Source organism: Type-F symbiont of Plautia stali (assembly GCF_059731105.1).
In genome coordinates this window covers 464,442-479,919 of sequence record NZ_AP035909.1, presented here as the reverse complement: position 1 = coordinate 479,919, position 15,478 = coordinate 464,442, and the positions used below count along the sequence as shown (strand labels likewise).

13 protein-coding genes and 2 tRNA genes are annotated in these 15,478 nt (G+C 54.8%); 1 reads left to right on the top strand and 14 read right to left on the bottom strand.

The genetic code is table 11. The annotated features are described in order from the left end of the window. Positions 1-123: 123 nt before the first annotated feature. The 14 genes from pnp to rlmE all read right to left on the bottom strand — a co-directional run bounded on the left by pnp (position 124) and on the right by rlmE (position 15,010). Positions 124-2,259, bottom strand: a complete 2,136-nt coding sequence (gene pnp, locus AC6I7A_RS02150; RefSeq protein ID WP_058957631.1) for a polyribonucleotide nucleotidyltransferase — start codon at positions 2,257-2,259, stop codon at positions 124-126. A gap of 310 nt (positions 2,260-2,569) precedes the next feature. Beyond that, positions 2,570-2,839, bottom strand: coding sequence for a 30S ribosomal protein S15 (gene rpsO, locus AC6I7A_RS02145; RefSeq protein WP_003851063.1), 270 nt, complete (start codon positions 2,837-2,839; stop codon positions 2,570-2,572). Between the two features lie 132 nt (positions 2,840-2,971). After that, a complete protein-coding gene (gene truB, locus AC6I7A_RS02140; RefSeq protein WP_058957632.1) occupies positions 2,972-3,916 on the bottom strand; it encodes a tRNA pseudouridine(55) synthase TruB in 945 nt (314 codons plus the stop codon). After that, positions 3,916-4,323, bottom strand: coding sequence for a 30S ribosome-binding factor RbfA (gene rbfA / locus AC6I7A_RS02135; protein ID WP_009092407.1), 408 nt, complete (start codon positions 4,321-4,323; stop codon positions 3,916-3,918). Before rbfA ends, truB begins: the two co-directional genes overlap by 1 nt. Before the next feature lie 65 nt (positions 4,324-4,388). Then, the gene (infB, locus tag AC6I7A_RS02130; protein WP_009092409.1) at positions 4,389-7,082 is read right to left on the bottom strand and encodes a translation initiation factor IF-2; all 2,694 of its coding nucleotides are present in this window, start codon (positions 7,080-7,082) and stop codon (positions 4,389-4,391) included. Between the two features lie 17 nt (positions 7,083-7,099). After that, entirely contained in the window at positions 7,100-8,587 is a 1,488-nt protein-coding gene (gene nusA, locus AC6I7A_RS02125; protein WP_009092410.1) for a transcription termination factor NusA, read from the bottom strand. Between the two features lie 24 nt (positions 8,588-8,611). After that, positions 8,612-9,064 (bottom strand): ribosome maturation factor RimP, encoded by a 453-nt coding sequence (gene rimP / locus AC6I7A_RS02120; protein ID WP_009092411.1) that lies wholly within the window; start codon positions 9,062-9,064, stop codon positions 8,612-8,614. Positions 9,065-9,275: 211 nt separating this feature from the next. Continuing rightward, positions 9,276-9,352 (bottom strand) — tRNA-Met (locus AC6I7A_RS02115). Positions 9,353-9,411: 59 nt separating this feature from the next. Then, positions 9,412-9,498: transfer RNA gene (locus AC6I7A_RS02110), tRNA-Leu, on the bottom strand. A 37-nt stretch (positions 9,499-9,535) separates the two neighbouring features. Continuing rightward, on the bottom strand, positions 9,536-9,874 hold the full coding sequence (gene secG / locus AC6I7A_RS02105) for a preprotein translocase subunit SecG (RefSeq protein WP_009092412.1): 339 nt from the start codon (positions 9,872-9,874) through the stop codon (positions 9,536-9,538). A gap of 217 nt (positions 9,875-10,091) precedes the next feature. After that, the gene (gene glmM, locus AC6I7A_RS02100; protein WP_009092414.1) at positions 10,092-11,426 is read right to left on the bottom strand and encodes a phosphoglucosamine mutase; all 1,335 of its coding nucleotides are present in this window, start codon (positions 11,424-11,426) and stop codon (positions 10,092-10,094) included. A 2-nt stretch (positions 11,427-11,428) separates the two neighbouring features. Further along, entirely contained in the window at positions 11,429-12,262 is an 834-nt protein-coding gene (folP, locus tag AC6I7A_RS02095; protein WP_009092417.1) for a dihydropteroate synthase, read from the bottom strand. Positions 12,263-12,341: 79 nt separating this feature from the next. Then, positions 12,342-14,267: an ATP-dependent zinc metalloprotease FtsH gene (gene ftsH / locus AC6I7A_RS02090; RefSeq protein WP_009092418.1), complete on the bottom strand. Its 1,926-nt coding sequence runs from the start codon at positions 14,265-14,267 to the stop codon at positions 12,342-12,344. Between the two features lie 113 nt (positions 14,268-14,380). Continuing rightward, a complete protein-coding gene (gene rlmE, locus AC6I7A_RS02085; RefSeq protein WP_009092419.1) occupies positions 14,381-15,010 on the bottom strand; it encodes a 23S rRNA (uridine(2552)-2'-O)-methyltransferase RlmE in 630 nt (209 codons plus the stop codon). A gap of 127 nt (positions 15,011-15,137) precedes the next feature. Here rlmE and yhbY point away from each other — a divergent pair, with 127 nt between their 5' ends. Continuing rightward, the gene (gene yhbY, locus AC6I7A_RS02080) at positions 15,138-15,431 is read left to right on the top strand and encodes a ribosome assembly RNA-binding protein YhbY (protein ID WP_009092420.1); all 294 of its coding nucleotides are present in this window, start codon (positions 15,138-15,140) and stop codon (positions 15,429-15,431) included. Positions 15,432-15,478: the final 47 nt, after the last annotated feature.

Here is a 15,478-nt window from a genome sequence, read left to right as displayed (position 1 = left end):
CTCCCGAATACAAACATTGGGATAACCATCCTGTCATCCGCCTGCTGTGCACAAGGATTCCCGCCCTCGCGATGACACAAACGCCCCTCTCTGCCAGGCAAAGAGGGGCAAATCAGCAACGACTTATTCAGCGGCAGGTGTGGTCACCGCTGCAGCTTCTTCAGCCTGCGGCTTAGATTCTGTCGCTTCTTTGATGCTCAGACGTACGCGGCCCTGGCGATCAACTTCCATCACCTTCACCGGCACTTCCTGACCCATCTGCAGATAGTCAGTCACTTTCTCAACGCGCTTATCGGCGATTTGCGAAATGTGAACCAGACCTTCTTTACCACCGCCGATGGCGACGAAGGCACCGAAGTCAACGATACGGGTCACTTTACCACTGTAAATGCGGCCCACCTCGATCTCTGCGGTAATCTCTTCGATACGACGGATCGCTTCTTTCGCTTTCAGACCATCGGTCGCAGCGATTTTCACGGTGCCGTCATCTTCGATTTCGATCGTTGTGCCAGTCTCTTCGGTCAGTGCACGGATCACTGAGCCGCCTTTACCAATCACATCTTTGATCTTGTCAGAGCTGATCTTGATGGTGTAAATGCGCGGTGCGAATTCAGAAATCTCAGTACGTGGCGTGCTGATAGCCTGTTCCATAACGCCCAGGATGTGCAGACGCGCACCCTTAGCCTGGTTCAGCGCTTCCTGCATGATTTCACGCGTGATGCCTTCGATTTTGATGTCCATCTGCAGCGCGGTGATACCTTCACGGCTACCGGCCACTTTGAAGTCCATGTCGCCCAGGTGATCTTCGTCGCCCAGGATGTCAGACAGAACAACAAACTTCTCATCTTCTTTCACCAGACCCATTGCAATACCTGCAACAGCGGCTTTGATTGGCACACCCGCATCCATCAGCGCCAGTGAGGCACCGCAGACAGAAGCCATTGAAGAGGAGCCATTAGATTCGGTGATTTCAGACACCACACGCACGGTGTAAGGGAAATCTTCCGCTTTCGGCATAACCGCTAACACACCGCGTTTCGCCAGACGGCCGTGACCAATTTCACGACGCTTCGGCGAACCGACCATGCCGGTTTCACCGACAGAGTACGGAGGGAAGTTGTAGTGGAACAGGAAGCTGTCAGTGCGCTCGCCCATCAGCTCATCCAGGTTCTGCGCATCGCGGGTGGTACCCAGCGTTGCTGTTACCAGCGCCTGCGTTTCACCACGGGTGAACAGGGATGAACCGTGAGTTCGTGGCAGCACGCCAGTACGCACGTCCAGACCACGGATCATATCCTTTTCGCGGCCATCGATACGCGGCTCGCCGTTCAGGATACGGGTACGAACAACGTTCTTTTCCAGGCTATGGACGATGTCGCTGATTTCAGCGCTATCCAGCGTCTCATCTTCAGCCAGCAGCGCCGCAATGGTTTCGTCTTTGATGACGCCAACCTGCGTGTAACGCTCCTGCTTGTCGGTGATGCGGTAAGCATCGCTGATGCGCGCTTCTGCCAGTGCAGCAACGCGTGAAATCAGTGGGGTGTTGGCGGCTTCTGGCTGCCAGTCCCAGCGTGGTTTGCCCGCTTCAGCAACCAGCGCGTTGATGTTTTCAATAACCACCTGCTGCTGATCGTGGCCAAAGACCACAGCGCCCAGCATCTGCTCTTCTGACAGGATCTCAGCTTCAGATTCCACCATCAGAACGGCATTCTGCGTACCGGCAACCACCAGGTCCAGACGAGACTGTTTCAGCTCATCCGCTGTCGGGTTCAGAACGTATTGATCGTTGATGTAACCAACACGCGCAGAACCGATTGGGCCATTGAACGGCAGACCCGAGAGTGACAGCGCGGCAGAAGCACCGATCATAGCAACGATGTCAGGATGAACCTGTGGGTTTACAGAAACCACGGTCGCAATGACCTGAACTTCGTTAACGAAACCTTCCGGGAACAGCGGACGAATCGGGCGGTCAATCAGACGCGCAATCAGCGTTTCGCCTTCGCTTGGGCGGCCTTCACGACGGAAGAAGCTGCCTGGGATACGACCAGCAGCGTAGGTACGCTCCTGATAGTTCACGGTCAGTGGGAAGAAGTCCTGACCGGGTTTAGTTTTTTTCTGGCCGACGACAGTGACGAACACTGCGGTATCGTCCATGCTCACCATAACAGCAGCAGTCGCCTGGCGCGCCATCATGCCGGTTTCCAGCGTGACGGTATGTTGACCATATTGGAATTTGCGTACGATCGGATTCAGCAAAATCAAAGTCCTTAACTTCGGGGCAAGGCTATCTGTAGCCCGCCATTGATTACCAATCTCCAGCTGCATCCTCGCGACTAATGACAACCCTCGACCGCCCCTGCGGTAAAGCCTCTCATTAGCCGCGCGAAATTCTGCAAACTAAAGATCACACTAAGCAACAATACATCAGTTTGGCCCGGATTGCTGCCGATTGCTCAAAAAAAGGGGCCATAAAGGCCCCCTTTTCATGAAACTCGCACAAATCTGATCGTCTGCTGCACGCCGCGTTAATCGCTGCATGACGCCCTGACGACCCGATTTTTCAGACTTAGCGACGCAGACCGAGGCTTTCGATCAGGCTGCTGTAGCGCGCAACGTCTTTACGCTTCAGGTAGTCCAGCAGCTTACGACGCTGAGATACCATGCGCAGCAGACCGCGACGGCTGTGGTGGTCTTTTTTGTGCTCAGAGAAGTGACCCTGCAGATGGGTGATCTGCGCGGTCAGCAGGGCAACCTGAACTTCAGTTGAACCGCTGTCGTTAGCACCACGGCCATATTTAGCAACGATCTCTGCTTTAGCTTCTACGCTTAGAGACATAATAAACTCCGGTATAAAATGAATGTATGGGTGCCGATCTCTAATTCAGCATCCCGCTTTTAAAGCCGCGCTATTCTACTCTGCGCCCGATAGCAACGCAAATGCCCCATCAGCGAAAAGTGAAGGCGCGACTTAATCCTGATACTCCACCACTAAGCGACGGGGTGCCAGACGGCCATCGTCGGCAATTTCAGCCATCCCGATGAACTTACGCGCCTCACCTTCGGATACCCTGACCAGCCCCTGCGCGGGCGCCTGACTGGCCTGAACCGGCTGACCCTGGCGGAAAAATGCAGCCACTGCAGGCGGGATGTTCACTTCCGGGAAATCGGACGCAGGACTGTCCATTGGCAACAGCAGCGGATCGAGCTGCGTTTCCAGAGGAATGCCGGCTTCTGTCGCTTCCGCCAGCAGGGTGTTGAGCTGTTCCAGCGTCACCATCCTTTCATACGGATAACGGGCAACCTGAACGCGACGCAGCATGATGACATGCGCTCCGCATCCCAGCTTCTCACCGAGATCGTCGATGATGCTGCGGATATAGGTGCCTTTCGAGCAGTGAATTTCCAGCTCCAGCTCGTTATCCTGCCAGCGAATAAACTGCAGTTCGTAGACCGTGATTGGACGCGGTTCACGCGCAATCTCAATGCCCTGACGCGCATATTCATACAGGGGACGTCCCTGATGCTTCAGCGCCGAAAACATTGAAGGCACCTGCAGGGTCTCACCGCGGAAGCTCTCCAGCGCGCTGTCGAGGTCGGCCTGACTGAAGGTGACCGGACGTGTCTGAACGAGGTTGCCATCGGCATCTGACGTGTCGGTCCGCTCACCCAGCCGCGCAATCACGCGGTAGCGCTTGTCGGAATCCAGCAGATACTGTGAAAACTTGGTCGCTTCACCCAGGCAGATCGGCAGCATGCCGGTTGCCAGCGGGTCAAGCGCGCCGGTATGGCCTGCACGGTTAGCGTTAAAGATACGCTTCACCTTCTGCAGGACATCGTTCGACGAGACGCCTTGAGGCTTATCCAGCAGCAACACGCCATGGACGTCGCGGCCGCGACGACGCGGACGACTCATTACGCCTCCTCGTCATCGCCGGTGGCGTCAGAGCCACGGCGCTCGGCATCGTTTTTCACGACGCTTGTGACGAGATTGGACATGCGCATCCCTTCAACCAGGGAGTTGTCGTAGAAGAACGTCAGCTCCGGCACAATACGCAGACGCATCGCTTTACCCAGCAGAATGCGGATGTAGCCTGACGCTTCTTTCAGCGCTTTCAGACCCTGTTTTACCGCGTCCTCATCCTGGTCATTCAGGAAAGTGACGAACACTTTTGCGTAGGCGAGATCGCGTGACACTTCAACGCCTGATACGGTGACCATCATGCCCAGACGCGGATCTTTGATCTCACGCTGCAGGATCATCGCAATCTCTTTTTGCAGCTCTTGTGATACGCGCTGCGGGCGACCAAATTCTTTCGCCATCATTATTTCTCCCAAATAATTCGGGAGGCCAGAGGCCTCCCAAATTGCAACACATCAGCAGTCGATTACTCGATGGTGCGTTTAATTTCGATGATTTCAAACACTTCGATCATATCGCCAACGCGAACGTCGTTGTAGTTCTTCACGCCGATACCGCACTCCATGCCGTTACGCACTTCGTTAACGTCATCTTTAAAGCGACGCAGGGATTCCAGCTCGCCTTCGTAAATCACCACGTTATCACGCAGGACACGGATTGGGTTGTGACGCTTGATGTTACCTTCCGTCACCATACAACCGGCAATCGCGCCAAACTTCGGTGATTTGAACACGTCGCGGACCGCAGCCAGACCGATAATCTGCTGTTTGTACTCTGGTGCCAGCATGCCGCTCATCGCCGCTTTTACTTCGTCAATCAGGTTATAGATGACGGAGTAGTAGCGCAGATCCAGGCTTTCTGCGTCAATGACGCGACGCGCAGAGGCATCGGCACGCACGTTGAAGCCCAGGATGATGGCGTTAGAAGCAGCCGCCAGGGTCGCATCGGTCTCGGTGATCCCGCCCACGCCTGAACCGACAATCTTCACCTTCACTTCGTCGGTAGAGAGTTTCTGCAGGGAGTCGGAGATCGCTTCCACAGAACCCTGAACGTCCGCTTTCAGTACGATGTTCAGTTCAGACACTTCGCCTTCGGTCATGTTGGCAAACATGTTCTCAAGCTTAGATTTCTGCTGGCGAGCCAGTTTAACTTCACGGAATTTGCCCTGACGATAGAGCGCCACTTCACGTGCTTTCTTCTCGTCACGTACCACAGTCGCTTCATCACCCGCAGCCGGCACGCCAGAGAGGCCCAGAATCTCAACCGGGATAGACGGACCCGCTTCCATGACTTCACGACCCAGTTCATCGCGCATTGCACGAACACGGCCATATTCGAAGCCACACAGGACGATGTCGCCTTTGTTCAGCGTACCTTCACGAACCAGCACGGTTGCAACCGGACCACGACCTTTGTCGAGGAACGATTCGATAACCACGCCGCTCGCCATACCGGCACGGATAGCCGTCAGCTCCAGGACTTCCGCCTGCAGCAGGATAGCGTTAAGCAGGTCATCAATGCCGGTACCCGCTTTCGCAGAGACATTAACGAACATGTTTTCGCCGCCCCACTCTTCCGGAATGATTCCGTACTGGGTCAGTTCGTTTTTAACGCGATCCGGATCCGCTTCTGGCTTATCGCACTTGTTCACCGCAACCACAACCGGCACTTTGGCCGCTTTGGCGTGCTGAATAGCTTCGATGGTCTGAGGCATCACGCCATCGTCTGCGGCAACGACCAGGATAACGATATCGGTCGCCTGCGCACCACGTGCACGCATCGCGGTAAACGCGGCGTGGCCCGGGGTGTCCAGGAAGGTGATCATACCGTTGTCGGTTTCAACGTGGTAAGCACCGATGTGCTGAGTAATGCCGCCCGCTTCGCCAGAGGCGATTTTGGTCGAGCGGATATAGTCCAGCAGTGAGGTTTTACCGTGGTCAACGTGACCCATGATGGTAACCACCGGCGCGCGAGCTTCCTGCGCGGCATCGGTGTCACGATCGTCCATTACCGCCTCTTCCAGCTCGTTTTCACGACGCAGGGTCACTTTGTGGCCCATCTCTTCTGCGACGAGCTGTGCGGTTTCCTGGTCGATGACCTGGTTAATGGTCGCCATCGCGCCCATCTTCATCATCGCTTTAATGACCAGAGAACCTTTCACCGCCATTTTGTTCGCCAGTTCGGCTACGGTGATGGTTTCGCCAATCACAACATCGCGGTTCACGGCCTGAGCGGGTTTGTTGAAGCCCTGCTGCAGTGCGCTTGGTTTACGATGTTTGCCACCTTTACCGCCACGAACCTGTGCACGCGCTTCTTCGCGGTCAGTTTTCGCTTCGGAATGTTTGTTGCCTTTTTTCGCCGGACGCGTTGCTTTCGCCGTGGTACGCGCACGCGCACGGCCAGCTTCTACCTGACGGTCGTTTTCATCTTCCGCCTGACGGGCATGGGTTGAAGTGGTGACGTGATAGTCGCCTTTATCCTCTTCTTCCGGCTTTTCCCACTCGGCTGATTTCTCTTCAGCCAGACGGCGGGCTTCTTCGGCTACGAGGCGGGCCGCCTCTTCGAGCTTACGGCGAGCTTCTTCTTCCGCTTTACGCTTCAGTTCAGCTGCTTCAGCTTCGCGACGGGCTTTGTCAGACTGCGCAGCCCTGGTCACTTCGTCGGTAGGTTGATTTGTCACTTTGTCATTTTCCGCTGCTGCACGTTTGGCCTTCTCAGCGGCTTCGCGCCTGGCTTTATCTTCGGCTTCACGTTGCGCTTTCTGTTCAGCTTCGCGACGGGCTTTCTCTTCAGCCTCGCGTTGCGCCTGCTCTTCCGCTTCACGCTGCGCCTCGGCTTCAGCTTCTGCCTGAGCTTGCTCAGCCTCTGCATCACCCTTCACATAGGTACGCTTTTTGCGGACTTCAATTTGCACCGATTTACTTTTACCCCCGGTGCCTGGAATATTCAAGGTGCTGCGCGTTTTACGCTGCAGCGTCAGCTTAGCTGAACCGACCTGACCGTGTTCACGGTTCAGATGAGATAGTAAGGTTTCTTTCTCTTGCTGGGTCACGGCGTCATTTTCAGACTTAGGGATCCCCGCATCAGCAAATTGCTGTACCAGGCGATCGACCGGAGTCTGAATTTCTGCGGCCAGCGATTTTACGGTTACATCTGTCATGCTGTTCCTTCCTGTTATTACGCGTCATCGCCGAACCAGCAGATATTACGTGCGGCCATAATCAGCGCGCCGGCTTGTTCATCAGACAGGCCTTCAATATCCGTCAGATCGTCAACACCTTGCTCAGCGAGATCTTCCAGCGTGCAAACGCCTTTCGACGCCAGGCGGAACGCCAGCGCACGATCGAGACCTTCAAGGTTCAGCAGGTCCTCAGCAGGATCCTGATTACCAAGGCTCTCTTCTTTCGCCAGTGCCAGGGTGGTTAACGCATTTTTTGCTCGTTCACGCAGGGCTTCAATGGTCTCTTCGTCGAGGCCGTCGACTTCCAGCAGCTCGTTGATAGGCACATAGGCCAGCTCTTCCAGCGAGGAGAAGCCCTCTTCCACCAGTACGGTGGCGAACTCTTCGTCGATGTCGAGATGTTTCGTGAACATATCGATCGCTGCATGCGCTTCAGCCTGATGCTTAGCCTGCAGATCATCGACGGTCATCACGTTCAGCTCCCAGCCACTCAGCTGTGATGCCAGACGCACGTTTTGGCCGTTACGGCCGATCGCCTGAGCCAGATTGCCAGCTTCAACGGCGATATCCATGGTGTGGTTATCTTCATCAACCACGATTGACGCCACATCGGCCGGGGCCATGGCGTTGATAACAAACTGCGCCGGGTTATCGTCCCAGAGCACGATATCGATACGCTCGCCGCCCAGTTCGCTGGAAACAGCCTGAACACGCGCGCCGCGCATGCCCACACAGGCACCCACCGGATCGATACGTTTGTCGTTGGTTTTGACTGCAATTTTCGCACGCGAACCCGGATCGCGGGCAGCGGCTTTAATTTCAATCAGTTCTTCGCCAATTTCTGGCACCTCAATGCGGAACAGTTCGATCAGCATTTCCGGTTTGGAACGTGTTACGAACAGCTGCGCGCCACGCGCTTCCGGGCGAACGGAGTAGAGCACGCCACGGATACGGTCGCCTGGACGAAAGTTTTCACGCGGCAGCATGTCTTCGCGCAGAATGACCGCTTCAGCATTGTTGCCTAAGTCGAGGGAGATGTTGTCGCGGTTAACTTTCTTCACCACGCCCGTGATAATTTCGCCTTCCTGCTCACGGAACTGATCAACCACCATTGCGCGCTCAGCTTCGCGCACTTTCTGCACGATGACCTGCTTAGCGGTCTGGGTGGTGATACGGTCAAAGGTGACCGATTCAATCTGATCTTCGACATAATCGCCCAGATTGAATGCTTCATCTTCGAAGCGGGCCGCATCCAGCGTGATCTCGCGCGTCGGCTGAGTCACCTCTTCTACGATTTCCCAGCGGCGGAAAGTATCGAAGTCGCCACTGCGGCGATCAATGCTGACGCGTACCTCAATTTCCTGCTCGTACTTTTTCTTGGTCGCAGTCGCCAGCGCGCTCTCCAGCGCTTCGAAGATTTTCTCACGCGGCAGGGCTTTTTCGTTAGAAACGGCTTCTACAACAGCTAAGATCTCTTTGTTCATCCTGGTTAGCCTCAATCCGGACTTTTAAAAGTGGGGGACCAGGTTCGCTTTCTGAATATTACTCAGCGCGAACACTACATCGTTACCCTCAACATGCACCGTGATCATCTCGCCATCAACTGACTTGATGATTCCCTGCCATTTACGGCGGTTCTGAACGGCCATACGCAGCACCAGAGTCACTTCCTCACCCATAAAGCGGGTGTAGTGTTCTGCGGTAAACAGAGGACGATCGAGTCCCGGTGAAGAGACTTCAAGGTTGTAAGGAACGGTAATGGGATCTTCTACATCCATTACGGCGCTTACCTGGTGGCTGACATCGGCGCAATCATCGACATTGATGCCATCTTCACTATCAATATAGATGCGCAGAATAGATGTGCGACTACGAACGAATTCAATACCAACCAGTTCGTAACCCAGCGCTTCTACCGGAGCCGATACCAACTCTGTCAATTTTTGCTCTAATGTGGACAAGCCCACCCCCAAGACATAAAAAAAGGGCCTATAGCCCAGTATTACGATTCGCTAATAACAAAAAACCCCGAATATTCGGGGCTTTTAGTCACTGGACCCTGTCTGCCGCAATGCGGCCCGGACTCCATCCAAAGAATTTTCTTTCAAAAATCAGCCGTGAATGCGTCCGTCGATGCACACAGTATATTTGAAAAATAACTCAAAGGGAAAGTGGTTGCGGGGGCCGGATTTGAACCGACGACCTTCGGGTTATGAGCCCGACGAGCTACCAGGCTGCTCCACCCCGCGTCCGAAAACGTGGCGAATATTACGCCAGACCTGCATAAAATGCAAGTGATACTACGATTTGGTACCGAGGACGGGACTTGAACCCGTAAGCCCAATCGGGCACTACCACCTCAAGGTAGCGTGTCTACCAATTCCACCACCACGGCACTACACTGACCACAACGATGCGTTGTGTTGACGACCTTACTTAGGAATATCGCTGCCCGGTGTAACCGGTTGAGCTGGCTTTTCAGTCTGTTGAGAAGACTGCGCCGGCGCAGAAAGATTTTCCCACTCGCTTCCTTTCGAGGCTTTATTGCTGTTCAGATTACCCAGAACCAGGCTGATGATGAAGAACAGAGCCGCTAAGATGCCAGTTGTGCGCGTCAGGAAGTTACCTGAACCCGAAGAACCAAACACCGTACCGGATGCGCCTGCACCGAATGAGGCTCCCATATCAGCGCCTTTGCCTTGCTGCAGCATGATCATACCTACGAGGGCGATCGCTACAATAAGGAAAACAACTAAAAGAGCTTCGTACATATTCAACCTGTTCCTTGCACGATAATCGTACAGTTAAAGCTTCAGCCAGTATTGATGGGGAGTCTCGTCATCACCCATCAGAAGCGGGTGTGAATACTAACCAAAGGCGCATAGCTCTGCAAGTGCAATTTTCACCACCTAAACTGATTGCAGAAAAAAGCGCCATCCCGGTGATTTTACAGGCAGTTCCGCCTGCTGCGAACTGCCTGCAGGCGTTTTAAACCGCCTTGACCTGGTCGGCGATCAGATTAGCCAGCTCTGTTACCTTCGCCTCATCCTCGCCCTCAACCATCACCCGAATCAACGGCTCAGTGCCTGACTTACGCAGTAAGACGCGTCCGCGCCCCGCCAGGGCTTTTTCCGCCTCTGCCGTTGCGGCTTTGACCGCCTCGCTTTGCAGCGGATCGTGCTCACCGGCAAAGCGGACGTTAACCAGCACCTGTGGCAGCATCTTCATGCCGCTGCAGAGGTCGTGCAGGCTCATGTGATTACGCACCATCGCAGTAAGCACTTGCAAACTTGCAACGATACCGTCGCCGGTGGTGGTTTTATCCAGCAGGATAACGTGACCGGAGTTCTCCGCGCCGAGACGCCAGCCCTTCTCCTGCATCTTCTCCAGCACATAGCGGTCGCCCACTTTGGCGCGGGTAAACGGGATGCCGAGCTGCTTCAGCGCCAGCTCCAGGCCCATATTACTCATCAGGGTGCCCACCACGCCACCGCGCAACTGACCCTGACGCAGGGCTTCACGCGCGATGATATAGAGGATCTGGTCACCGTCGACTTTGTCACCCAGATGGTCAATCATCATGATGCGATCGCCGTCGCCATCATAGGCCAGGCCGATATCCGCCTTCTCTGCCAGAACACGCTGCTGCAGCAGTTTGAGGTCGGTCGCCCCACACTCTTTGTTGATGTTCATGCCGTCCGGCTGAACACCGATGGCAATCACGGTCGCCCCCAGCTCACGCAGCACGTTCGGTGCGATGTGGTAGGTGGCCCCGTTGGCACAGTCGACCACAATTTTCAGGCCATTCAAATTCAGTTCGCTGGGGAAAGTGCCCTTACAGAATTCGATGTAACGTCCCGCGGCATCGACGATGCGGCTGGCACGGCCTAACTGCGCAGACTCTACGCAGGTAATCGGCTTCTCCATCTCCAGCTCAATCGCTTCCTCGACATCATCCGGCAGCTTTGTCCCTTCGGAAGAGAAGAACTTAATGCCGTTGTCATCAAACGGGTTGTGCGAGGCAGAGATCACAATGCCCGCCTCGGCGCGGAAGGTGCGGGTCAGGTAGGCGATGGCCGGGGTCGGCATCGGGCCGGTAAAGGCCGCCGTCAGGCCCGCCGCGGCGAGCCCCGCTTCCAGCGCTGATTCCAGCATGTAGCCTGAGATACGCGTATCTTTTCCGATGATGATCTTCTTTGAACCGTGGCGCGCCAGCACTTTCCCGGCGGCCCAGCCCAGCTTCAGGACGAAATCGGGGGTAATAGGGGCTTCACCGACTTTGCCGCGAATGCCATCTGTACCGAAATATTTGCGATTACTCATGTTTATCCTTTTGCTCTTCGGGTCGCTTCGACCACGCGCATTGCTTCAGCCGTCTCTTTCACATCATGCACGCGAATAATCTGCGCGCCCTGCATGGCTGCAATCACCGCGCAACTCAGGCTGCCGGTTAAACGCTGTGACGGGCCGACATTTAACAGCTGGCCAATCATTGATTTACGGGACATTCCCACCAGCAGCGGCAGACCGAAGTGGTGAAAATCGCCCAGATGGGCCAGCAGTTCATAATTGTGGCTGAGATTCTTACCGAAACCGAAGCCCGGGTCGAGTATCAGCCGTTCTTTTTTGATACCCGCCGCTTCACAGCGCGCAATCTGCTGAGCGAAGTAAGTGTCCACTTCGCTTAAAATATTGTCGTAAGCGGGAGCCTGCTGCATGGTTCGGGGTTCGCCCTGCATATGCATCAGACAGACGGGCAGGTCGGTCGCCGCGGCCGCCTCCAGCGCGCCGGGTTCAGAGAGCGAACGCACGTCATTAATGATGTGAGCACCCACTCGCGCGGCTTCGCGGATAACCTCTGCTTTAGAGGTGTCCACGGAAATCCACACTTCGAACCGCTGGGCAATGGCATCAATGACGGGGATGACACGCTCCAGCTCCTCTTCCACACTCACCTCATCCGCGCCCGGACGGGTGGATTCCCCGCCGACATCGATGATGGTGGCTCCTGCGTTGACCATCTCATTGGTATGGGTCAGTGCATCGACCAGCGCGTTATGTTTACCCCCGTCAGAAAAAGAGTCCGGCGTGACATTCAGAATGCCCATCACATGAGGAAAAGATAAATCGAGATGGGAATCACGGGCGAACAACTTCATGGCGGAAACTCCTTACGGGTCACTATCCGGATGTAAAAAACCCCGGACCAGCCGGGGTTTTGTCTGACGAGATAACGTCTTATTTATTGTACTGCTCTGACATGGTGTTGCCTGGGTTTGGCGTACGCGGTTCATCGACCGGACGCGGCGCCTTCGGCGTACCGTTGCTGTCTGAGTTGCTGCCGGGATCTTCCCAGCCCGCTGGCGGACGCACTTCACGGCGCGCCATCAGGTCGTCGATCTGCGGTGCGTCGATGGTTTCATACTTCATCAGCGCGTCTTTCATTGCGTGAAGGATGTCCATGTTTTCACCCAGGATGCGACGGGCACGCTGGTAGTTGCTGTCGATCAGGTGCTTCACTTCCTGGTCGATGATACGGGCCGTTTCATCAGACATGTGTTTCGCTTTGGCAACAGAACGGCCAAGGAACACTTCACCCTCTTCTTCTGCATAGAGCAGCGGACCCAGTTTGTCCGAGAAGCCCCACTGCGTGACCATGTTGCGTGCCAGGTTGGTCGCGACTTTAATGTCGTTCGACGCACCGGTAGAAACATGTTCTGCACCGTAGATGATCTCTTCTGCCAGACGACCGCCGTACAGGGTCGAGATCTGGCTTTCCAGTTTCTGACGGCTGGCGCTGATCGCGTCGCCTTCAGGCAGGAAGAAGGTCACACCCAGCGCACGGCCGCGTGGAATAATCGTCACTTTGTGCACCGGATCGTGCTCTGGCACCAGGCGACCGATGATCGCGTGGCCCGCTTCGTGATAAGCCGTCGACTCTTTCTGAGATTCGGTCATGACCATAGAGCGACGTTCCGCACCCATCATGATCTTGTCTTTGGCTTTTTCGAACTCAACCATCGACACCACACGCTTGTTGGAACGGGCTGCAAACAGTGCGGCTTCGTTGACCAGGTTGGCAAGGTCAGCACCGGAGAAGCCAGGCGTACCACGCGCAATGATGGCGGCATCGATGTCGGTTGCCAGCGGCACACGACGCATATGCACTTTCAGAATCTGCTCACGACCACGGACATCAGGCAGACCCACCACGACCTGGCGGTCAAAACGACCCGGACGCAGCAGCGCCGGGTCCAGTACGTCAGGACGGTTTGTCGCGGCGATAACGATGATACCTTCGTTACCTTCGAAACCATCCATCTCCACCAGCATCTGGTTCAGCGTCTGTTCACGTTCATCATGACCCCCGCCTAAACCGGCACCACGCTGACGACCGACGGCGTCGATCTCATCGATAAAGATGATGCAGGGCGCGGCTTTTTTGGCCTGTTCGAACATGTCGCGCACGCGGGATGCACCGACACCGACAAACATTTCCACAAAGTCAGAACCGGAGATGGTAAAGAAAGGCACCTTCGCTTCACCGGCAATCGCTTTTGCCAGCAGGGTTTTACCGGTTCCCGGTGGCCCCACCATCAGCACGCCTTTAGGAATTTTACCGCCCAGCTTCTGGAAACGGCTCGGCTCACGCAGGTACTCAACCAGCTCACCCACTTCTTCTTTCGCTTCGTCACAACCGGCTACGTCAGCAAAAGTGGTTTTAATCTGGTCTTCCGTCAGCATGCGGGCTTTGCTTTTGCCGAAGGACATCGCGCCCTTACCGCCGCCGCCCTGCATCTGACGCATAAAGAAGATCCACACACCGATCAGCAGCAGCATCGGGAACCACGAAATGAAGATGGAAGCCAGCAGGCTCGGCTCTTCCGGCGGTTCGCCAACCACTTTGACGTTTTTGGTCAAGAGGTTATCGAGCAACTTAGGATCGTTGACAGGAATGTAGGTGGTGTATTTATTGCTGTCTTTTTTAATAACGTTAATTTCACGCCCGTTAATACGTGCCTCGCGGACCTGATCCTGGTTCACTTCCGACAGGAAGGTTGAATAATCAACCCGACGGCCATTCGACTCGCTGGGCCCAAAGCTCTGGAATACTGACATCAGCACGACCGCGATGACTAACCAGAGAATCAGGTTTTTCGCCATGTCACTCAAGGGATTAACCTCATATTACAACGGTGTTAACAGATAGCGTAGGGTACTATAGATCCTGCATACATGGAATCGCAGCTCAGCTGCGGACAACTCCAGCAATTTGGTTATAGTTTGCGCCCAGTCGCCACAATGTACACTTCACGTGAACGTGACCGTGAAGCGTCCGGCTTACGAATTTTCACTTTCGTAAACAGGGAGCGAATTTCCCGCAGGTATTCATCGAAGCCATCTCCCTGAAACACTTTCACTACAAAACTTCCGCCGGGTGCCAGGATATCCCGACACATCTCCAGCGCCAGCTCGACCAAATACATCGACCGGGGAATATCTACGGCAGGTGTACCACTCATATTCGGCGCCATATCGGACATGACAACCTGAACTTTCTCTTCGCCAACGCGCTCAAGCAGCGCATTGATCACCGATTCTTCACGAAAATCGCCCTGAAGGAAATCGACACCGACTATCGGATCCATTGGCAGGATATCACAGGCAATGATGCGCCCTTTGTTCCCGATTTGCTGTACAACATACTGCGACCAGCCACCGGGTGCAGCACCCAGATCTACCACGGTCATACCGGGTTTGAAAAGCTTGTCACCCTGTTGTATTTCATCAAGTTTAAACCAGGCACGCGAACGCAACCCTTTTTTCTGCGCCTGAAGTACATATTTATCGCTAAAGTGTTCCTGAAGCCAGCGGCTCGAGCTGGCCGAACGCTTTTTACCCGTCATAATATTTCCAGTTAAATCGTCATCGTAGCGATAAACCTGCACGCAGTGGGTTGCGCCGATTTGGTGATATACCCGAGATGGCGGTAGAATGAACCGTTTTCAATCCCTGAGTAAGTAAAAAACTACGATGAATCTAAGTACCAAACAAAAACAGCACCTCAAGGGCCTCGCCCATCCGCTCAAGCCGGTCGTTATGCTGGGTGGCAATGGCCTGACTGAAGGCGTGCTGGCCGAGATCGAGCAGGCTCTGTCGCATCACGAACTGATCAAGGTGAAAATCGCCTCGGAAGATCGTGAAACGAAACAGCTGATCGTTGACGCTATCGTGCGTGAGACCGGTGCCAGCAACGTACAGGTGATCGGCAAAACGCTGGTGCTGTATCGCCCCTCTAAGGAGAGCAAAATTTCTCTGCCACGCTAAGTGGGCAAAGAAAGTGCCATGCTCCCACCTCAGATAAAAGGCCGCAT